This is a genomic window from Halomonas sp. G11 (assembly GCF_001663515.1).
Classification (GTDB): Bacteria; Pseudomonadota; Gammaproteobacteria; order Pseudomonadales; family Halomonadaceae; genus Vreelandella.
The window spans coordinates 1-20172 of the sequence record NZ_LYXG01000015.1 but is presented as its reverse complement, the minus strand read 5'-3'; the positions used below and the strand labels follow the sequence as shown (position 1 = coordinate 20172).

Sequence of the window (20172 nt, the reverse complement as noted above, 5' to 3'; positions counted from 1 at the left end):
CAAAAGGGACGGCGTAGCCGTCCCTTTTGCGTTAGCCATGAGGCTTTTTAACCAGAATGGCCACCAACCTGCGCACAATGGGTAACACCAGGTTAATGACCGGCAGCGCGACGGCAAAGGCAAACAGCCACGCTTTGAGCCAGATCATCACAATCCCGTCAATAAAGCCGATGTTGTATAGCGTAATCACCAGCGACATCACACATGACATGAACAGTGCCATCAAAAAGGTAAACAGCAACTGGCTATATTTTGGGTCAATCATCGTGCGCCCCTTCACACTGCGTATCAGGCTAGGACTCAACTCAAAACGGCCCGTATGGGCCGTTCGTGATTATGGTGGAGCACTATTATTGCTTGTCTTGGGTACGCAGTTCAAAGTCGCTGGCGTCGTGGCGCTCATGTAACTGCTCATGGGGTTCGCCCCAGGTGCGGTTGACCATGCGGCCCCGTTTGACGGCCGGGCGCTCATCGATCTCTTCGGTCCAGCGAATGACATTTTTGTAGGTGTGGGCTTCAAGGAACTCAGCCGCCTCGTAAACCCGGTTTTTGACCAGTGCGCCGTACCAGGGGTATATCGCCATGTCGGCAATGGTGTATTCATCGCCTGCCATGAAGCGGTTTTCGGCCAGGTGGCGGTCGAGTACATCAAGCTGGCGCTTGACTTCCATGGTGTAGCGATCGATCGGATACTGATAGCTCTCCGGCGCGTACGCGTAAAAGTGGCCGAAGCCGCCACCGAGTAGCGGCGCGCTGCCCATTTGCCAGAATAACCAGGACAAGCACTCGGTGCGTTTTGCCGGGTCAGTGGGCAGGAAGGCGTTAAATTTCTCGGCCAGATAAAGCAGGATGGCGCCGGATTCAAATACGCGCTGGGGCGGGTTAACGCTGTGATCCATCAGCGCGGGAATTTTCGAGTTGGGATTCACTTCGACAAAACCGCTGCTGAATTGGTCGCCTTCACCAATCTGGATCAGGTGGGCATCATACTCAGCGCCCTCAATGCCTTTCTCCAGCAACTCTTCGAGCATCACGGTGACTTTCACCCCGTTGGGGGTGGCCAGTGAATAAAGCTGTAGGGGATGTTTACCAACCGGCAACGGTTTGTCATGCGTTGCGCCCGCGACAGGGCGGTTAATGTTGGCAAATTTGCCGCCGTTGCCGGGTTCCCATTGCCATACGCGTGGTTGGGTGTAGGTGTCTTCGCTCATCGTTCCCTCCTGTTAAAGGAAGCCACCGCACCAAATGATGCGGTGGCTGATGGTTCGCTGACTATCGACCTTATACCACTGTCAGTGTGACGTCGATATTACCGCGCGTTGCATTGGAGTAGGGGCAGACAACGTGGGCCTTATCGACCAGCATTTGCGCCACGTCTTTTTCAAGGCCGGGCAGGCTGATTTCGAGTTCCACTTCAATGCCAAAACCGGTCGGAATAGCCCCAATGCCAACGTGGCCGTTAATTTGGGTATCGTCTGGCAGCTTGACTTTTTCTTGGCTGGCAACGTGTTTAAGGGCGCCTAAAAAGCAGGCTGAGTAACCTGCTGCAAAAAGCTGTTCGGGATTGGTGCCGTCGCCGCCGGGGCCGCCCAGTTCTTTGGGCGTGCTTAGCTTGACGCTCAACGCGCCGTCCGACGATTTAGCATGACCCTCGCGACCGCCGGTGGCGGTGGCGTGGGCACGGTAGGCAATGGTTTCAATCGACATCGTCAATACTCCCTGAATAATTCGATAAGTAGGGTTTACCCAGCTTGTACACATCATGGACGTGATCAATAGGTTAGTGCAGCTTTAGTTTGTGCGCAAGGTAAATGAGGGAGCGCTGTGTAGCCGGACTGGCGATAGGCTGATTACTGGGACTGCTGCAGTTTATCTCGAAGTTTGACCAGGTCGTCCTTGAGCTGGGTGAGTGCCTCAATGGACTGCTCGCTAGCATTGACCACGCAGCTGGGGATGTGGCGCGCCTGCTCGCGCATTGCGCGTCCTCGATCGGTTAGAAAAAGCTCCACGACCCGCTCATCCTGGCAGCTACGCTGCCTGATCAGTAGCTGATCGGCTTCAAGCCGTTTAAGCAGCGGCGTGACCGAGCCAGGGTCAGTGAGTAAGCGCTTGCTCAATGTGCTGACGGTAATGCCGTCTTCCTGCCAGAGCACCAGCATTGCAAGGTATTGGGGGTAGGTAAGCCCCAGTTCTTTAAGCAGCGGCTTATAGACCTTGGTCATCATCAGGGACGTGGAGTAGAGCGCGAAACAAAGCTGGTTATCGAGTTCCAGTTCGCTACAGGTCGGGGCGTCGGCCATGAAGGCTCCGTAACAAAATGCGTGACCTTAATGTAGCGTGATCCACCGTGGAGTGGCTAGCGCTCTATACCTTGGTCGCAATTTACCTGTTTCGCTTTGACACCGTGATGGCAGATGGCTAGCCTTCGCTTAACCAATGTTACCGGTAACAAAGCGTCGATAATCGTCGTGGCCGGCAACGTTCACTCGGTGGCGATGCCATTCATCCGCTATCAATCATCATTATCAACAACAATGATCTGTATGGAGATACGTCATGACTGCAATTTGGCGCAACACACTGACTCTGGTTGGCGCAACAACCCTGACGCTGGGCATGGCCCATGCCCAAAGCCCCGAACTTTCCGATCCGCCTGAAATTGATGGCGATAAGGTGGGCGACCACGGCTCCCATACGCTGCGTATGGGTATCGGCCTATCGGAAAACTCGCCGCAGTACATTTCCAGCCAGTATTTTGGTGAGATTCTCGAAAAGCGCACAGATGGGCGTATCACCGTCAATGTCTTCCCCAACAGCCAGTTGGGTGACGACGTCCAGATGCTCGAAATGCTGCAAACCGGCACGCTGGACATGACCTACCCGTCCAGCTCGGCAGCCACGGGCTATGTTGAAGAACTCGCCGTGTTTGACCTGCCGTTTTTGCTGCCCAGCCGTGAAGCGGCGATTGAGGTCCTGCAAAGCGATGTGGCACTGGAACTGCTGGAAGGCTTTGAAGGTTCTGGCCTGAAGCCGCTGGCTTTTTCTGAGAATGGCTATCGCCAGCTTTCCAACAGCGCTCGTCCGGTTGAAACGCCGGAAGATGTTGCTGGCCTTGATGTGCGTGGCCTGAGCGTACGCACCATGGAAAACCCGGTGCATCTGGACATCTGGGAAACGCTGGGCGCCAACCCTACGCCCATGGCGTTTGGCGAGCTTTTCTCGGCGATGGAGCAAGGCGTTGTCGATGGTCAGGAAAACCCCTGGAGCACCATCCTGACGTCCAACTTTCACGAAGTGCAGGATTACGGTACCGAAACCCGTCACGTTTACACGCCGTTTATCATGATGCTTTCCGAACGCACCTGGGACAGCATGGCACCTGAGTACCAGGAACTGGTGATGGAAGCGGCGCGTCAATCGGCCGAGTACGAAATTCAGCTGTCGGCGGAGTACGATACGTGGTCGCGGGAGCAGCTTGAAGAGCGTGGTATGCAAATCACTCGCCTCAATGACGAGCAGCTGGAAGCCTTCCAGGAAGCGGTTCAGCCGGTGTACGAAGAGTGGTCGCCGCGCATTGGCGAAGAGCTGATTCAAGACATTCAAGCGATTGTCGACGACAGCACCGAATAACCCTCGCCTTTGTTGGTGATCGGGCAGGCCCATTGGCCTGCCCGAGTTGTCAGTATCTCCGGAGTTATCATGACCACTTCCCAGACGACTACGCTTGACGATCCCGTGATCGAAGATCCTTCGGTGTATCTGGATGATCCCAATCGCAAACAGTTAGAACTTCACACTGACACCGCCCAAGGCCCCGCTGTGTTTCGCTGGCTAACCCTGGGCATGGAGTATCTGATCGGCGCTATTCTGGCCGCGCTGATTGCGTCTGTTTCCTGCAATGTGGTGGGTCGTGCGGTGTTTAATCATTCGCTGCCCTGGGCGGATGAACTGGCGCGTATGCTCTTTATCTGGTTGGTGTTCATCGGGGCCGCAGCCGCCTTTGCGCGCTATGAACATATTGCGGTAGACGCCTTGGTACGCCGTCTGCCCATGCGTTTTGCCCATCTGCTTTATTTTATTCAGCATTTGATTATTACCGCCTTGATGGGCGTGATGTTAGTTGGCGGGTACCAAGTCATCGCGAACTCCAGTGGCCGCTCGGCGATTTTGAATGTGCCATTGAGTCTGTTGAGTTTGTCACTGGTGCTGTGTGTTTTATTTATCGCCGTGGTGTCGCTATGGCGGATGTGGGTGAGTCTTTGCATCATTCGCCAGCCAGAAAAGGGGGCCTGAGCCATGTTGTGGATTTTTCTGGGTATCTTATTGATTTCTATTGTGCTGGGCCTGCCGATTGCCTTTGGCTTAGGGGTTGCCGCGGTGGTAATGGCGGTGCTCTCGGATATTCCCCTGTCGATCATGATCGAGCAGTCGATTCGAGGGGTGAACAGCTTTCCGTTGCTGGCGATTCCCTTCTTCATTCTGGTGGGGGAGGTGATGAGCCAGGGGGGCATCGCACGTCGCCTGATGGAACTGGCCGGTGCGCTGGTCGGCTTTATGCGCGGTGGCCTGGGCCAGGTCGCGATCACCGGCTCGATGTTCTTTGGCGGTATCAGCGGTTCGGCAGTGGCCGATACGGCCGCCACAGGGGCCATGATGATCCCGTCGATGAAACAGCAGGGCTACACTGCCGCTAACGCCACGGCGATTAACACCGTGTCATCGGTAATCGGCATTATTATTCCGCCTTCCATTCCGCTGATTCTCTACGGCATTGTGACCGAAACCTCGATCAGCCGTCTGTTCATTGCCGGTATTGTCCCGGGGATGATGATCGGCTTTGCACTGATGGTGACCACTTTCATTCTGGCGAGTAAGCAGGGCGGTGGGGTGCGCAAGTTCCGTTGGGATGCCCTCTGGAAAGCCTTTAAAGATGCCTGGCTGGCGCTGGTACTTCCGGTCATTGTGATTGGCGGTATTATTGGCGGTATCTTTACGGCCACTGAAGCAGCCGTTGCCGCATTACTCTACGCGCTGGCGATTTCCCTGCTGGTGTATCGTGAGTTCAGCATCAAGGCATTGGGCGGCATGTTGATCCGCACGGCTCGTCTTACCGGCATGGTGATGATGCTGCTGGCGTTTGCCACCGTGATTGCCTGGTTCCTGACCATCAACATGGTCCCGCAAACCCTGGTGTCTCAAGTGCAGTCGATCACCCAGGATCCTTTCTTGCTATTGTTGATTGTGGCTGCTTTGCTGTTGGTGGTGGGCTTTGTGATGGATCTGACGCCTGCCATGGTGATCATGGCGCCGATGCTGGCACCCATTGTCACCTCCGTAGGGGTGGATGAGGTCTACTTCGGCGTGCTGATGGCCTTTATTCTCGGGGTTGGCCTGCTGACACCGCCGGTTGGCACCTGTCTGTATGTAGGGTGCGGGGTTGGTAAGGTCTCCATGGAGTCATTAGTGCGTGCGATGCTGCCGTATTATGCCGCGCTACTGGTGGTGCTGGTAATATTGATCGCCTTCCCGGGCGTGGTCACCTGGTTACCGGATCTCACCGCTGTGCGCGGCAATTAAACAGGAGCGTCAGTATGGAAAGTGCTTCTCAGCGCATTCTGGTGATGGGCGTGTCCGGTTCGGGTAAGTCTCATATTGGACAGGCGTTGGCGGCCTCCCTGGGGGCGACCTTCATAGACGGCGATGATCATCATTCACCCGCCAATGTGGCCAAGATGGCCAGCGGAACCCCGCTTGACGATGATGATCGCCGGGAATGGCTGGACACGCTTGCTGGCCTGTTTGCCGAGTACTACCGAGCGGACCGCTCGGTAGTGATTGCCTGTTCGGGCCTTAAAAAACGCTACCGTGACCGCCTGCGCGTGGGAGATCCGGGGCTGCGTATACTCTACCTGGAAGGCAGCCGTGATCTTCTGCATGAGCGGCTCACTACACGGGCGGGTCACTTTTTCAAGGGCGATACAATGCTGGCAAGCCAGTTGGCCGACCTGGAACCTCCGGATCCGTCAGAGGCGGTTAGCCTCTCGATTGCGTTAAACCCTCATCAGATTGTGCACGAATTTATCGCGACACTGTCTGCATCGGCCAGGCCCCCCTACTAAGCGGGCATCGTCTTCGGGTCAAGGTTTCGTTAGGCTAAGGTCCCTGACATCTGTTGTAGAAGGCCTTCGATTGAAAAAAAAGCGACCCACCTTGCAGGATATCGCGGATCGCGTTGGCGCCACCAAGATGACGGTGAGCCGCTGCCTGCGCGACCCTGAAACGGTGTCTGAAGGCTTGCGCGAGCGCATCTTTTCGACGGCGGAAGACATCGGCTATATTCCCAACCGTGCGCCCGACTTGCTCTCCAGGGCCACTAGCCACTCGATAGGCGTGCTGGTGCCATCGCTCACCAACCAGGTGTTTGCCGACGTTATCGTCGGCATCGAAACCCTGACGGAACCCGCCGGCTACCATCTGATGCTGTCCCACTATGGCTATAGCCCCGAGCTTGAAGAGCGCAGCCTGGCGTCGTTGCTTTCCTACAATGTCGACGGTGTGATTCTCTCCGACCGGGATCATACCGACCGCAGCCTGCGGATGCTGGAAACCGCAGGCATTCCGATTGTTGAAATCATGGACACTCACCGTGCGCCACTTCAGCAGGCGGTGGGCTATGACAACGTCCGTGCGGCTTTTGACATGGTCAGCGAGATGATTCGCCGCGGTCGGCGGCAGGTCATTTACCTGGCGGTGCGGCTTGACGAGCGTACCCGGCAGCGCGAGCAGGGCTATCGCGATGCCATGGAGGCCCATGGCCTGCCGCCCGTGACGCTGTACAGCACTCTGCGCTCTTCGTATACCGTGGGGGCGTCGCTGCTAGAACAGATCATGTGCGAGTATTCCGGCGCCGATGGGGTCTTCTGTACCAATGATGACGTGGCAGTAGGGGCCTTTTTTGAATGCCAGCGGCGTGGCATCAAGGTTCCCGAACAAATGGCGATTGCGGGTTTTCACGGTCACGACGTTGGCCAGGCAATGACCCCTCGGCTCGCCAGTGTGATCACACCCCGCCAAGCTATCGGCAAGGCGGCCGCCCAGGCGCTGCTGGCACGTATCGAAGGCGCCCCGGTAACGCACAAGGTGGTCGATCTGGGCTACGCCATTGAAGCAGGTAGCACCCTGTGAACCCTTCACGTCTGGCGAAGCGGCAGGCAACTGGCTAAAGTAAGCGTTTTCTTTAAAGGGGGCCGCCATGAAGATTGTCCAGCTGAACGTTTACCCGGTTAAATCACTGCAGGGAATCACCCTGGAGCAAACCCGGCTACATGCGCATGGGCTTGCCTGGGATCGCCGCTGGATGCTGGTCGACGACCGGCAGCGGTTTGTGACCCAGCGCCAGTTGCCCGCCCTGGCGACGATTGGCGTTGCACTGACCGACGACCACCTGGTGCTCTCACATCCCGACGTCGAGCCACTGAGCGTACCGCTGGCAGAGCCGGAAGGTAATCTACGCCTGGTTACCGTCTGGGATGACCACTGCAAAGCGCTTCCGGAAGGCCCAGAGGTCACACAATGGCTCGAAGCCGCGCTCGGCGAGCAGGCCCGGGGGATGAGCCTGGTGCGCTTTGCCACCGAGTTTACCCGTGCCGTTGAGGATGATTTTCTCGACGGCGGGGCGGCACATACCTATTTTTCCGACGGCTACCCCTTTTTGTTGACCACCACCGGCTCGCTCGACGCCTTGAACGACGCCTTGACAGCGGGTGGCCATGCGCCGGTGCCCATGAGCCGCTTTCGCCCCAACGTGGTGATCGAGTGTGATACCCCCTGGGCGGAAGACCGCTGGGCCACGTTAAGTGATTCAACGGGGACGTTTCAGTTTACGCTGCGTAAACCCTGCCAGCGCTGCAAGATCACCACCATTGACCAGCAGACAGCGTCGGTTCCCGAGCCGGGCGAGCCGTTGAAAACGCTGCTGGCGCTGAATACCCAGCCTGCCTTGAAAGGCGCCCACTTTGGGCAGAATGCCACCTTGACCAGCGGCGACGGTGCGATTATCCGGGTGGGGGCGGCGCTTGAGGCAAGCGAGCGCGACGCCTGAAACGTAACAGGCGCGTGGCAATCGCGGTGCCCAGTAGCGTGATCAGCATCCCCGCGATAATTTGCAGGCTGAGCGTCTCGCCCAGCAGCAGGTAGCCCCAAAGCAAGGCGCTGACCGGTACCAGAAACGTGACGGTGGATGTTGCGGTGGCGCCTGCGCTGGCAAGCAAACCAAAGTAAAGCAAAAACGCCAGCGTGGTGCTTAGTACCGCCAGGGCCAGCGCGTTACCCCATGCCAGCGGTGAAATAGGCTCGCCAGGCCACAGTACAATACCGGGTATCAACAGCACGGTGGCCGACATTGCACAGCTGCCGGCCGCCAGTACGCGGCTGGGTAGATGGCTCAAGCGGGTTTTTGAATAGTTACCGGCGATGCCATAGCAGAATGTCGCCCCCAGCACCGCCAGGATAAACCAGCCGTCACCGCCTACCGCGAAGTCGAGGCGATTGGCCGACAGTACGTAAACGCCCACCAGTGCGAGTGCCAGTCCCAGGTATTGCTGGCGAATGATCGGCGTGGCAAAAAATAATGCCCCGATAAGCGCGGTAAAAATCGGTGTGGTGGCATTGATCAGCGAGGTGAACCCCGCTTCCAGGCGCGTCGTCGCCAGGGCCAGCAGCGAGAAGGGCAGGACGTGGTTGATAATGCCAAGCAGCAGAAGCGGCCCCTTGTGCTGCCATATCAGATGCAAGTAGCGGGCGCTGAGCAGAAACGGCAGTAACAGTAATGCGCCTATCCCCATACGCACCAATATCAGCGGAATCGGACCAAACTCGGGCACGGCGACGCGCATGAAAATAAACGATAATCCCCAGAGGGAGGAAAGCAGCATTAATTTCAGCGCATCTGCCGACGACATGGTGAGTCCTTGCACAAAAGGGTGGGCATTGAGCCGACAGCTTACGACCGTCTTGGCGCCAATGGAACCTGGGCTGTCGGCAGGGCGATAAAAATCAGCTACGCTGGTGAGGTAGCTGTCGTTATCGACGGCTCCATCAGTAACCTGACATTTGACGCGAAAGGAGCTATCCATGGATCGTAAAGCAAGCGCACGTTGGGAAGGTGGACTGAAAGATGGCCGTGGCCATGTTGCCACGGAAAGCGGTGTCCTCGACGCCAGCTATTCCTTCAAGAAGCGCTTTGAAGACGAGAAAGGCACCAACCCTGAAGAACTGATCGGCGCCGCCCACGCCAGCTGTTTTTCGATGGCCCTGTCGATGGTGCTGGGTGAAAAAGATCTAACCGCCACCTCTATCGAGACCAGTGCCAATGTGACGCTCTCCCAGAGCGACGCCGGGTTCGATATCTCGAAAATTCATCTGGACGTTGAAGCGCAGGTGGACGGTGCCGATGATGCAACCTTCAAGGAAGCGGCAGAAACGGCCAAGGCCAATTGCCCCGTCTCCAAGGTGCTTAATGCCGAGATCAGCATGACGGCCAAGCTCAAGCACTAAGCCTTCGCTGACCAAGCTCGAACAACGAGCTGTCTAAGTTGTTGACGCCTTGGCATTTGCCAGGGCGTTTTTGGATTCGTGCATTGCCTAGCGCGCAGGGTCCAATATGCCGCCCAGCGAGGCATTGCGCCGGAACCAGCCGGCGATACTGGCCCGTGCATATCGGGTGGGGAGCACTTCGTGGGGGATGCTTTCGGACATGAAGCAGGCAAAGGTACCCGCTTCCGGTATCACGCGGGCGGTTTCCTGATTCGGTGCGTCGGGATTGTAAAGCACCATTTCGCCGCCGCCATCGGCGGGCCAGTCAGGGTTCAGGTAGCCCACCGTTGAGATCACACGGTTGGCACGACCGCGAAAGCTGTCCAGGTGGCGTTGATAAAATGCCCCCGGCGGGTAGTGGGCAAAATGGGCTTCGTACTCGAATAGCCCAAGGAATAGCGCCTGGTTGAGCACCTGCTGTAACTCTTCCATTGCCATTAAATAGCGCCGCTGGGCTTCGCTTTCGCGGTCGAGCCAATGGATGGCGTCGCCACGCACGTCCTTGCGCAGGTGGTGTTGCTGACCACGGCCGATACCCGCTTCATCCAGCGTATTATGAGCGGCCATATGATGCAGCTCCTGATGAAGGGAATGGCACAGATCAAGGTCGATAACGCCTTGGCCGACATACCAGCCTTGTTCAACCAGTGCATCCACCAGCTCGACCTGGGTGGCGGCTGACAGCAGGGAGGTCGATAAACGCATGCTTGGAATCATTCGTTGGGTCTCAGGAAACGGGAGGACGCGCTGTTGCTGGCCGACGATGGGGTGCTTCTGCGTTCTGGGTAATGGCGCAGGGCACCCGCCGGACGCTGGTAAAGGTCTATCGGCATGGCAAACCCCTCGGCCAGCAGTTCCACCAGCATCATGGCGGACAGGCCCCAAATTACATGGCCGTCGACCTGGTAGCTGGGCACGTAGTGGGCGACGCCATCGACGGTAATCACATCGGTATGCGTGCGCCGGTCATCCAGAAAGTGGCTTAGCGGCACCTCAAAAATGGCGTCCAGCTCACCGGGGTCGGCCACCAGCGGCAGGTCGGGCGGAATAATGCCCACCCAGGGGGTTACCCGGATGCCGTGCAGCGATATCACATCGGATAAACGCCCCAGTGCCGTGACGTGCCCCGGGTCGAGGGCAACCTCTTCCTGGGCCTCACGCAGCGCCGTGGCATAGAGATCGCGGTCGTACGGCTCGCGCATGCCGCCGGGGAAGGCCACCTGACCACTATGGGTGCTGAGGTGGCGGGCGCGCCGGGTAAACAGCAGGGTCGGGTCCGGGCGCTCGACGATGGGCAGCAAGACAGCCGCCTCGGGCAACCCAGCGTGGTCTAGCCGTTGAGGGGAGAGTTGTTGCAGCCGGTTGCGAAGTGTCTCTAACATGTGGCATCCATAAGCATTGTTACCTTTTCCCAGCAGCCGTAGAGAAATCGCGATGAACTTTTGCAGCCAGTGTGGCAATACCGTCCGTTTTGCCGTTCCTGAAGGCGATGATCGCCCGCGCTATCTGTGCGATGCCTGCGGCACCATCCATTATCAGAACCCCCGCATTGTGGCGGGCACCTTGCCCGTCAGCGGTACCAAGATATTGCTATGCAAGCGCGCCATTTCGCCGCGAAGAGGGTACTGGACCCTGCCGGCCGGCTATATGGAAAATGCCGAAACCACCGAACAGGCCGCTACTCGCGAAACCCGTGAAGAAGCCTGCGCTGAGGTGGCGTTGGCCAATCTCTACACGCTGATCGATTTACCGCATATCAACCAAGTTTATATGATTTTTCGGGCAGAGCTGACCGGCGGCTTCAACGCCGGACCGGAAAGCCTCGAGGTGGCGCTATTCGAGGAAGATGAAATTCCCTGGGACGAGCTTGCGTTTCCTACCATTGAGCAAACGCTCCGACACTTCTATGCCGACCGCGTCCGTCATGAATACCCGCTGCATATCAGCGCCATCAACCCAGAAGACCGTGAGCGCTACGCCGGTAGTGCCTGAGAGGCCCTAGAGATCGGCCAGTGCCCAGACATCATAGGCAACTTCTTCATAGGGGTGCGCCAGTTTCAACGCGGCAATAGCGGCTTGAATATGGTCGTCGTCGCAAACCAGCTCAACCTTCAGTTCGTCCACGAACTCAAGCGCGCCTACCTTGCCAATATGCGGGTCTGCTCCGTCAAGCGGGCGGAACTGACCCGTCCCTGGCGTTTGGAAACAGCAGGCCTCGTAGTCGCCAATGCGCCCTGCGCCGGTTTCAAATACCGCTTCCTTGACAGTTTCCGCGTCTTCAACGGGGACAAAAAATGCCAGCTTATACATAGGTTAACGCCTCCAGGTTCCACCATGGTGTAGGGTTGCGCTATCGTCATATTAGCGAATAGGCGACTTCTGGTCTTCCCGTTGACTTTGTATGATGCAATTTAACCACCTGGGTAGCGAGCCGGTGAATGGATAAATTTGAGGTAAAAATAGATCAGGCGGCCAGGGCTGCCTGGATGTCTTACGTCGGCGGTATGACGCAGGATGACATTGCCACTCAACTGGGCGTCTCAAGGCCCGGGGTGCAACGGCTGCTGGCCCTGGCCCGGCAGGAAGGCCTGGTAAAGGTACATATCGATCACCCGATCTCCACCTGCATGGCGCTGGGCAATGCATTGCGCGAGCGCTTTGGGTTGGCTTACTGCGATGTGGTACCCGCTGACAGCCAGGCCCCTGAAAGTGCTGCTTATTATCTGGCCGTGGCTGGGGCGGAACGGCTTTCCCGGCTCGTTGAGCGTAGCGAACCGCTGACGTTGTCATTGGGTACAGGCCGCTCGGTTCGCGCGGCGGTAGAAGCGCTGAGCCGCGTTGAGCGCCCTCAGCACCGATTCGTTTCGCTGGTGGGCAATGTGGCCCGGGATGGCTCGGCAAACCGCTACGACGCGGTGATGGTGCTGGCGGATAAAACCGGCGGCGAACGCTTCTTGCTGCCTGCCCCGGTAGTGGCCGAGTCTCTTGATGAGAAAAAGGCCATGCTGTCGCAGCGCCTGTTCAAGGCGATTGCCGATGTGGCCAGAGAGTCCGAGGCAGCCTTCATTGGTGTGGGGCGCATCGATCGTCAGGCGACGTTGTTCCAGGATCATTTCATCAGCGAAGAAGAGCTCGATGAGCTGCTTGGCTTGGAGGCCGTGGGCGAGCTGCTGGGCTGGCCGCTCAATCGACAGGGGGAAGTGATCGACTGCTCGATTACCCGCCGCGTCACAAGCCTGCCCCTTGAGCGCTTTGGCAAACACATGATGGTGGCGATAGCGGGGGGAAGTGACAAAGCCCCCGCCATTCATGCGGCATTGAAAGGTGGCTGGCTGAAGGGCTTGATCACCGATGAGATGGCTGCCCGGCACATTGTCAATACGGAAGAACTGGGAGCGCTCTGAGACAATTATATGGCAGCGCAACATGCTGTTTTGCTGATTAATTAGCGTAAAGTCTTAGTGGCGGGGCTTTGCTTTTTTTTGGCTTTCGTACGATCATTTGTTCGAAAGATGATCAATGAGATCAAATTGAAAGATGCATCTGGCGATAACAATGCCAATCAAGCCCACAGGAGTGCCTTATGCGACTTGCACGTCACTTACCCCTTACCAGCCTAGCGGCGGCCATCGCCTTCGCTGGTCAGGCCCAAGCAGAAACCGAACTGACCGTTGCAACGGTCAACAATAATGACATGGTCATCATGCAAAGCCTCACGGATGTCTTTGAGGAGGCGCATCCCGACATTACTCTGGACTGGGTGGTGTTAGAGGAAAATGTGCTGCGCCAGCGCATGACGACCGATATCGCCACCGGTGGTGGCCAGTTCGATGTGATGACCATTGGTACCTATGAAGTGCCGATCTGGGCAGAGCGTGGCTGGCTGTCACCACTGGATAACCTGCCCGAGGATTATAACGAAGACGATTTGCTGGCCTCGGTCCGCGATGGCTTGAGTCATGACGATACGCTTCACGCGCTACCGTTTTATGCCGAAAGCTCGATGATGTACTACCGCACTGACCTGTTCGAGGAAGCGGGCATCGAGATGACCGAGCAGCCCACCTGGGAAGAAGTGCGCGAATGGGCTGGTGAACTGCACGGCATGAAAGAGGACCTGGCGGGTATCTGCCTGCGCGGCAAGCCCGGTTGGGGTGAGAACATGGCATTTGTCTCCACCCTGGTCAACACCTTTGGCGGGCGCTGGTTTGACGAAGACTGGAACCCTGAGCTGAATTCCGAGGAATGGACGACCGCCGTCCAGTTCTACGTTGACCTGCTCAATGATTATGGCCCTGCCGGTGCAAGCTCCAACGGTTTTAACGAAAACCTGGCGCTGTTCTCACGCGGCAACTGCGGCATGTGGGTGGATGCCACTTCAGCGGCGGGTAAGCTGTACGATGAAGACGAGTCTGACGTCGCTGATAGCTTAGGCTTCGCACCTGCCCCAGTTGCCGAAACGCCGAAAGGCTCGCACTGGTTGTGGTCCTGGGCGCTAGCCATCCCAGCCTCGTCCGAAAACCAGGATGCCGCTCGTGAGTTTATTACCTGGGCGACCTCGCAAGAATACGTTGAGCTGGTCGGTGAAACCGAAGGCTGGACGAGCGTACCTCCCGGCACGCGTGAATCCACCTACGAAGACGAGCGTTATACCGACGCGGCCCCGTTTGCCAACTTCGTGCTCCAGGCGATTCAGGATGCCGACCCCACCGACTCGACGCTCGAACCCAACCCCTATGTAGGCGTTCAGTTCGTGGGCATTCCCGAGTTCCAGTCGATTGGTACCCGGGTCGGCCAAAGCATTGCAGCGGCGCTAACCGGTGATAGCACGGTGGAAGAGGCGCTGGACAACGCTCAGCGCGCCACTGAGCGCACCATGCAGCGGGCAGGTTACTTAGACTAACGAGGCTAACGCCTGAGCCCTCGCGCTCAGGCGTTTTTCTTGCGCATTCTGGTAGGTACTTCCATGAATAAAACACGTGCTTCCGGCCGCACCGTCGGCGGGCTAAGAACGCTGTCGCTTCAAGCTCCCGCTGTGACGCTATTGCTGCTGTGGATGATCGTGCCACTGGGCATGACCATCTGGTTTTCACTGCAGCGCTATAACCTGTTAATGCCGGAAATGACCGGTTTCGCCGGGTTTGAAAACTACCAATACTTGTTAACCGACCGGGCGCTATGGGCGGCGATGGGCAATACCCTGCTGCTGGTCGGCTGGGTGCTGGTGATTACCGTAGTGGGCGGCACGCTGCTGGCTGTGCTGTTTCAGCAGGAGTTTGCCGGGCGGGGCATTGCCCGCGTGCTGGCCATTTCACCGTTTTTTGTGATGCCCACCGTCAGTGCTTTGGTGTGGAAAAACATGATGATGCACCCGTCCAATGGGGTGCTGGCCTGGCTGGCCGAGTCGTTTGGCCTGCCCGCACTGGATTGGTTTTCGTCGCTACCGCTGACCTCCATCGTGATTATCGTGGCCTGGCAGTGGACACCGTTCGCGCTCTTGATCCTGCTGACGGCCATGCAGTCGCTGGATGAGGATCAGGTCGAAGCCGCCCGCATGGATGGCGCGGGGCCGGTCGCCATTTTCTTCTTCATCACGCTGCCGCACCTCAAGCGTGCCATCAGCGTGGTGATCATGATCGAGATGATTTTTCTGCTGACCATCTTTGCAGAAATTTTTGTCACCACCTCCGGCGGGCCAGGTCTTGCCACGACGAACCTGGCCTATCTGATTTATATCCGTGCGCTGTTGGATTTCGATGTCGGCACGGCCTCCGCCGGTGGGGTGATCGCGATCATTCTCGCCAATATCGTCGCCATTTTCCTGGTCCGCATGGTCGCCAAAAACCTGGAAGAGTAACCGGCACGTAAGTGTCCTGGGAGTGTTGTGATGACAAGCTTACGTTCCACTAACAGCAAAAAACTACTGCTGACGGTCTTTGGCTGGTCGGTGGCCTTGGTGATTTTCTTCCCCATCCTGTGGATGGTCCTGACCGGCTTTAAGACCGAGACGGCGGCGATTGCCGACCCGTCGTTTATTTTTTCGCCGACCCTGGAAAGCTATCAAGCGGTTCAGGAACGTTCGGGCTATGTACGGTTTGCCCTCAATAGCGTCGCGGTGGCCTTTGGCTCGACACTGCTGGCGCTGTTGATCGCCATCCCCTCGGCCTATGCGATGGCGTTTTTGCCGACCAAACGAACCAAAGGCACTTTGCTGTGGATGCTGTCCACCAAGATGCTGCCACCGGTCGGCGTGCTGGTGCCGATCTATCTCATCTTCCGCGATGTGGGGCTGCTGGATACCCGCACCGGTCTGATCATCATCTACACGCTGATGAACCTGCCAATCGTGGTATGGATGCTTTACACCTTCTTCAAGGACATGCCCAAGGACATCCTCGAAGCCGGCCGCATGGACGGCGCCACGACGTTTCAGGAAGTGTTCTTTCTGCTCTTGCCACTGACGCTGCCGGGGATTGCCTCGACGGGCTTGCTGTCGGTCATTCTGAGCTGGAATGAAGCGTTCTGGAGTCTCAACCTCACGTCGTCCAAAGCGGCGCCGCTAACCGCTTACATCGCCTCGTTCTCAAGCCCCGAAGGGCTATTTTGGGCCAAGCTGTCGGCGGCCTCCACGATGGCCATTGCGCCCATCCTGATCTTTGGCTGGATGACCCAAAAGCAAATGGTGCGCGGCCTGACCTTTGGTGCCGTCAAGTAAAGGAGTTTTTCCATGGCAACCTTACAACTTAATAATATTACCAAGCAGTTTGGCGACACCGAGGTCATCAAGGGCATTGATCTTGACGTAGAAGATCGGGAATTTGTGGTCTTCGTCGGCCCTTCAGGCTGCGGCAAATCCACCCTGATGCGCATGATCGCCGGGCTGGAAAGCGCCACAGGCGGCGATATCCTGATTGACGGCCAACGGATGAACGACGTCGGTCCGGCCGATCGCGGTCTCGCCATGGTTTTCCAGAGCTACGCGCTTTACCCGCACATGACGGTGGAAGGCAACATGGGCTTCAGCATGCGGTTGGCAGGCGTTTCCAAAGAGGAACGGCGTGCCAAGGTGTTGGAAGCGGCCAAGATTCTGCAGCTCGAACCGCTGCTGGACCGCAAGCCCAAGGCACTGTCCGGTGGCCAGCGTCAACGCGTCGCCATTGGCCGCGCGATTGTCCGCAACCCGAGTATTTTCCTGTTTGATGAACCGCTTTCCAACCTGGACGCCGCGCTGCGCGTTCAGATGCGAATCGAGCTGGCGCGGCTTCACGACGAGCTCGATGCCACCATGATCTACGTCACCCACGACCAGATCGAGGCCATGACCATGGCGGATAAGATCGTCGTGCTGCGCGATGGCGTGGTCGAGCAGGTGGGCTCGCCGATGGCGCTGTATCACCATCCCCAAAACCGTTTTGTCGCCGGGTTTATTGGCTCGCCGAAGATGAATTTTTTCGACGTGACGCTGGTGGGCGTCAAGCCTGACGGAGTAAGTATTCGGATGCCAGGGGGCGGCGAGCGCCATGTGCCGGTGGACGGTCAGCACCTGGGCGCCAACGCAACGCTGGAGCTGGGTATTCGGCCCGAGCACCTGGTGCTTGAAGAGCAGGGACCGCTGGTCGGGAAAATACAGGTGCTGGAACGTCTTGGCGGCCAAACCTCGCTCTACGTGCAGATGGCCGACCAACTCGTCACCATCATGGCCGACGGCGATGTGGCCTATCGGGTTAACGATACGGTGCATTTTGGGTTTGCCCCTGAGCGGGCTCACCTGTTTGATGCTGACGGTCAGGCCCTACCGAGTTTGCAGCAGCACCCGCTGGCGGGGCTCACACGCGAGGACAATCGCGCCAACGGGGACAATGCGTCTTCCGAGGCGTCGGTATGACGGCGCTTATTTTCGACTGTGACGGTGTTCTCGTCGATAGCGAAGCCTTGGCCGAAGGCACCCTGGCCGAACACCTTGGCCGCTGGCTGCCGGACATTGATATTGAACAATCGCTTGGACAGGCGTTGGGCATGACCACGGCCAACATTCTGCGTCACGCCGAGCAGTTAAGCGTCTATCCGTTACCCCCGAATGCGGCGGAGCGGGTCGATACCGCCATCGAGGCGAGGTTGGCCCGCGAGCTCATCGCCATCGATGGTGCTGAAGCCGCTGTGCGCGCGGTGTCACTGCCCAAGGCGGTGGTTTCCAACAGCCGCCGCTGTCGAGTATTGGCATCACTTGCGGGTACCGGGCTGGATGCCGTCCTCGGCGATGTGCCGATTTTTACCGCCGAACAAGTGGCGCGTCCCAAGCCAGATCCCGCGCTCTATCAACTGGCGGCCGCGACCCTTGGAGAAGCCCCCAGTGACTGTCTGGTAGTGGAGGACAGTGTGGCCGGTGTCACGGCGGCCACTGCCGCGGGTATGTGGGTGATTGGCTTTGTGGGGGCCAGCCATGTCGATGAAGGCCAATCGGAGCGACTTCGTCAGGCGGGTGCCTGGCGCATCTTGCCGCATATGCAGGGGCTAAATGATCTGGTTGACGAATGGCAGGGGATCATCAGCCTGGGAGGAGCCAATGAAGCTAACCAATAAAGTGGCCGTGGTGACCGGTGGTGCCAAGGGGATTGGGCTGGCGATTGCCAAGCGCTACCTGGCTGAAGGAGCCAGCGTGGTGGTGGCCGATATCGACGCGGCGGCGATTGACGAGGCTGTCAGCCAACTGCGTCAGGGGGTGGGTGCCGAGCGGGTGCTGGGCGTTGAGCTCAACGTCTGCGAGTCGGCGTCCATCGACGCCATGGTGGCCCAAGTGCAGGCGCGCTTCGAACGCATCGATATCCTGGTCAATAACGCCGCCGTCTTCGACCTGGCCCCGGTGCTTGAGGTGACCGAGGCAAGCTTTGACCAGCAGTTTGCGGTCAATACCAAGGGGCTGTTCTTTACCCTGCAGGCGGTCTCCAAGGCCATGGTGGACCAGGGGCAGGGTGGCAAGATCATCAATATGGCGTCCCAGGCGGGGCGCCGTGGTGAAGCGCTGGTGAGCGTTTACTGCGCAAGCAAGGCAGCGGTCATCAGCCTTACCCAGTCCTGTGGACTGGACCTGATCAAGCACGGCATCAATGTGAATGGCATTGCCCCCGGCGTGGTGGATACGCCGATGTGGGAAACCGTGGATGCGCTGTTCGCCCGCTATGAAAACCGCCCCTTGGGCGAGAAAAAACGCCTGGTCGGTGAAGCCGTGCCGTTTGGTCGCATGGGCACGCCGGAAGACCATACCGGGGCGGCGGTCTTCCTGGCCAGCCAGGACAGTGACTATGTGGTCGCCCAGACGCTCAACGTCGACGGCGGCAATTGGATGAGCTGATTTGCCATGACACCGGATATCGACCATATCAGCCGTCAGATCATCCAGGCGGCAACCGGCATTCCCCGCTATATCGTCGCTTTGGCGGGGCCGCCCGGTGCAGGCAAGTCCTACCGCAGCGAACAGCTGTGTACCGCAATCAACGAACAACTGCCCGGTCAGGCGGGTGTGGTGCCGATGGATGGCTACCACTTCGATAATGCCGTGCTTGGCGAAGCGCAACTGCCGCTCAAGGGCGCACCGCATACCTTCGATGTGGAGGGGTTGCGTGTCGACCTGGAGCGCCTTCGCCGCGCCGACCAACCGGTCGCTGTCCCCGTGTTCGACCGTCCGCTGGACCTGGCGCGCGCCGGTGGGCGACTCATCAGCCTTGAGCAACGCATCGTGATTGTCGAGGGCAACTATTTGCTGCTCGACCGACCGGTATGGCGCGACCTGCGGTCCTTGTTTGACTGGTCGCTGATGCTAGATGTCGATGATGACGTCTTGGCGCAGCGCCTGGTGGCCCGCTGGCTAGCCATGGGCCAGGACCGCACCGGCGCGCTCGAGCGTACCCATCAAAAAGACATGCTCAACGCCCAACTGGTGAAAACAGCCAGTTTTTCACCGGATCAGTACTGGCGTTAGCCCGTCATACCCCACGACTAACCTGGAGAGCGATAATGACCCAGCTCAATAATCACAATGTGGGCAAACTAGGCTCCCCCATTGCGACCCCGCAATATGACCGCAGCGCCTTCACTCCTGGCATCGTGCATATCGGCGTAGGCGGTTTTCACCGCGCCCATCAAGCGATGTATCTGGACGCCCTGATGAACCGCGGCGAAGCGCTGGATTGGGGTATTGTCGGAGTGGGGGTGATGTCGGGTGATAAACGCATGGAGCAGGCGTTAGCCGCTCAGGACCACCTTTACACCCTGGTCGTCAAACACCCGGATGGCCGCTTTGAGCCGCGGGTCATCGGCAGCATGGTGGATTATCTTTTTGCACCGGAGGCGACTGAAGCGGTGATCGAACAGATGGCCGATCCGGCGATTCGCATCGTGTCGTTGACGGTCACCGAAGGCGGTTACAACTTCCACCCGGTGACTGGCGAGTTCGATCTGGATAATCCACAAATACGCGACGACCTGGCCCACCCCACCCAGCCCTCATCCAGCTTCGGTCTGGTGGTGGAGGCGCTGGTACGCCGCCGCGAGCGCGGTATCGCCCCTTTTACGGTCATGTCC

At 58.2% G+C, this 20172-nt stretch carries 24 protein-coding genes and 1 pseudogene; 17 read left to right on the top strand and 8 right to left on the bottom strand.

Annotated features, from left to right (window positions below; genetic code table 11):
- Nucleotides 1-31 precede the first annotated feature (31 nt).
- The 4 genes from ADS46_RS08315 to ADS46_RS08300 all read right to left on the bottom strand — a co-directional run bounded on the left by ADS46_RS08315 (nt 32) and on the right by ADS46_RS08300 (nt 2300).
- On the bottom strand, nt 32-265 hold the full coding sequence (locus ADS46_RS08315; RefSeq protein WP_066318722.1) for a DUF2798 domain-containing protein: 234 nt from the start codon (nt 263-265) through the stop codon (nt 32-34).
- Nucleotides 266-350: 85 nt separating this feature from the next.
- Nucleotides 351-1211 carry a glutathione-dependent disulfide-bond oxidoreductase gene (gene yghU, locus ADS46_RS08310; protein WP_066318719.1) on the bottom strand — a complete coding sequence of 287 codons (861 nt, stop codon included), beginning with the start codon at nt 1209-1211 and terminating at the stop codon, nt 351-353.
- A 70-nt stretch (nt 1212-1281) separates the two neighbouring features.
- Nucleotides 1282-1707, bottom strand: coding sequence for an organic hydroperoxide resistance protein (locus ADS46_RS08305; RefSeq protein WP_066318718.1), 426 nt, complete (start codon nt 1705-1707; stop codon nt 1282-1284).
- Nucleotides 1708-1850: 143 nt separating this feature from the next.
- The gene (locus tag ADS46_RS08300) at nt 1851-2300 is read right to left on the bottom strand and encodes a MarR family winged helix-turn-helix transcriptional regulator (protein WP_066318717.1); all 450 of its coding nucleotides are present in this window, start codon (nt 2298-2300) and stop codon (nt 1851-1853) included.
- 256 nt (nt 2301-2556) lie between these two features.
- Here ADS46_RS08300 and ADS46_RS08295 point away from each other — a divergent pair, with 256 nt between their 5' ends.
- The 6 genes from ADS46_RS08295 (at nt 2557) to ADS46_RS08270 (ending at nt 8101) form a co-directional block, all read left to right on the top strand.
- Entirely contained in the window at nt 2557-3630 is a 1074-nt protein-coding gene (locus ADS46_RS08295; protein ID WP_066318715.1) for a TRAP transporter substrate-binding protein, read from the top strand.
- A gap of 69 nt (nt 3631-3699) precedes the next feature.
- Nucleotides 3700-4293 carry a TRAP transporter small permease gene (locus tag ADS46_RS08290; RefSeq protein WP_066318714.1) on the top strand — a complete coding sequence of 198 codons (594 nt, stop codon included), beginning with the start codon at nt 3700-3702 and terminating at the stop codon, nt 4291-4293.
- Nucleotides 4294-4296: 3 nt separating this feature from the next.
- A complete protein-coding gene (locus tag ADS46_RS08285; RefSeq protein ID WP_066318705.1) occupies nt 4297-5577 on the top strand; it encodes a TRAP transporter large permease in 1281 nt (426 codons plus the stop codon).
- Nucleotides 5578-5591: 14 nt separating this feature from the next.
- Nucleotides 5592-6119: a gluconokinase gene (locus ADS46_RS08280; RefSeq protein ID WP_066318698.1), complete on the top strand. Its 528-nt coding sequence runs from the start codon at nt 5592-5594 to the stop codon at nt 6117-6119.
- 70 nt (nt 6120-6189) lie between these two features.
- A complete protein-coding gene (gene gntR, locus ADS46_RS08275; protein WP_066318696.1) occupies nt 6190-7185 on the top strand; it encodes a gluconate operon transcriptional repressor GntR in 996 nt (331 codons plus the stop codon).
- A 67-nt stretch (nt 7186-7252) separates the two neighbouring features.
- A complete protein-coding gene (locus ADS46_RS08270) occupies nt 7253-8101 on the top strand; it encodes an MOSC domain-containing protein (RefSeq protein ID WP_066318694.1) in 849 nt (282 codons plus the stop codon).
- Here ADS46_RS08270 and ADS46_RS08265 read toward each other — a convergent pair.
- Entirely contained in the window at nt 8055-8960 is a 906-nt protein-coding gene (locus tag ADS46_RS08265) for a DMT family transporter (protein ID WP_066318834.1), read from the bottom strand. The two genes, ADS46_RS08270 and ADS46_RS08265, sit on opposite strands and share 47 nt — an antisense overlap.
- Before the next feature lie 172 nt (nt 8961-9132).
- Here ADS46_RS08265 and ADS46_RS08260 point away from each other — a divergent pair, with 172 nt between their 5' ends.
- A complete protein-coding gene (locus ADS46_RS08260; protein WP_066318692.1) occupies nt 9133-9555 on the top strand; it encodes an OsmC family protein in 423 nt (140 codons plus the stop codon).
- Between the two features lie 87 nt (nt 9556-9642).
- Here ADS46_RS08260 and ADS46_RS08255 read toward each other — a convergent pair whose 3' ends face one another.
- The gene (locus ADS46_RS08255) at nt 9643-10299 is read right to left on the bottom strand and encodes a 2OG-Fe(II) oxygenase (RefSeq protein WP_234346791.1); all 657 of its coding nucleotides are present in this window, start codon (nt 10297-10299) and stop codon (nt 9643-9645) included.
- 8 nt (nt 10300-10307) lie between these two features.
- Nucleotides 10308-10976: a CoA pyrophosphatase gene (locus ADS46_RS08250; RefSeq protein WP_082926031.1), complete on the bottom strand. Its 669-nt coding sequence runs from the start codon at nt 10974-10976 to the stop codon at nt 10308-10310.
- Between the two features lie 52 nt (nt 10977-11028).
- Here ADS46_RS08250 and ADS46_RS08245 point away from each other — a divergent pair, with 52 nt between their 5' ends.
- Nucleotides 11029-11586 (top strand): NUDIX hydrolase, encoded by a 558-nt coding sequence (locus tag ADS46_RS08245; protein ID WP_066318689.1) that lies wholly within the window; start codon nt 11029-11031, stop codon nt 11584-11586.
- A gap of 6 nt (nt 11587-11592) precedes the next feature.
- Here ADS46_RS08245 and ADS46_RS08240 read toward each other — a convergent pair whose 3' ends face one another.
- Nucleotides 11593-11904, bottom strand: a complete 312-nt coding sequence (locus ADS46_RS08240) for a YqfO family protein (RefSeq protein ID WP_066318688.1) — start codon at nt 11902-11904, stop codon at nt 11593-11595.
- A 128-nt stretch (nt 11905-12032) separates the two neighbouring features.
- On the opposite strand from ADS46_RS08240, the gene ADS46_RS08235 reads away from it, so the two are divergent.
- The 9 genes and pseudogenes from ADS46_RS08235 to ADS46_RS08195 all read left to right on the top strand — a co-directional run.
- The gene (locus ADS46_RS08235; RefSeq protein ID WP_066318685.1) at nt 12033-12998 is read left to right on the top strand and encodes a sugar-binding transcriptional regulator; all 966 of its coding nucleotides are present in this window, start codon (nt 12033-12035) and stop codon (nt 12996-12998) included.
- A 179-nt stretch (nt 12999-13177) separates the two neighbouring features.
- A complete protein-coding gene (locus ADS46_RS08230) occupies nt 13178-14497 on the top strand; it encodes an ABC transporter substrate-binding protein (protein ID WP_066318683.1) in 1320 nt (439 codons plus the stop codon).
- A gap of 63 nt (nt 14498-14560) precedes the next feature.
- Nucleotides 14561-15451: a carbohydrate ABC transporter permease gene (locus ADS46_RS08225; protein WP_066318682.1), complete on the top strand. Its 891-nt coding sequence runs from the start codon at nt 14561-14563 to the stop codon at nt 15449-15451.
- Between the two features lie 30 nt (nt 15452-15481).
- Nucleotides 15482-16309, top strand: a complete 828-nt coding sequence (locus tag ADS46_RS08220; RefSeq protein WP_066318680.1) for a carbohydrate ABC transporter permease — start codon at nt 15482-15484, stop codon at nt 16307-16309.
- A 12-nt stretch (nt 16310-16321) separates the two neighbouring features.
- On the top strand, nt 16322-17479 hold the full coding sequence (locus tag ADS46_RS08215) for an ABC transporter ATP-binding protein (RefSeq protein ID WP_066318677.1): 1158 nt from the start codon (nt 16322-16324) through the stop codon (nt 17477-17479).
- A complete protein-coding gene (locus tag ADS46_RS08210) occupies nt 17476-18174 on the top strand; it encodes an HAD family hydrolase (protein WP_066318674.1) in 699 nt (232 codons plus the stop codon). Before ADS46_RS08215 ends, ADS46_RS08210 begins: the two co-directional genes overlap by 4 nt.
- Nucleotides 18158-18943, top strand: a complete 786-nt coding sequence (locus ADS46_RS08205; protein ID WP_066318668.1) for an L-iditol 2-dehydrogenase — start codon at nt 18158-18160, stop codon at nt 18941-18943. Before ADS46_RS08210 ends, ADS46_RS08205 begins: the two co-directional genes overlap by 17 nt.
- Before the next feature lie 6 nt (nt 18944-18949).
- Nucleotides 18950-19570: a hypothetical protein gene (locus ADS46_RS08200; protein WP_066318665.1), complete on the top strand. Its 621-nt coding sequence runs from the start codon at nt 18950-18952 to the stop codon at nt 19568-19570.
- A gap of 35 nt (nt 19571-19605) precedes the next feature.
- Nucleotides 19606-20172: pseudogene (locus ADS46_RS08195) on the top strand (mannitol dehydrogenase family protein); the annotation flags it as partial.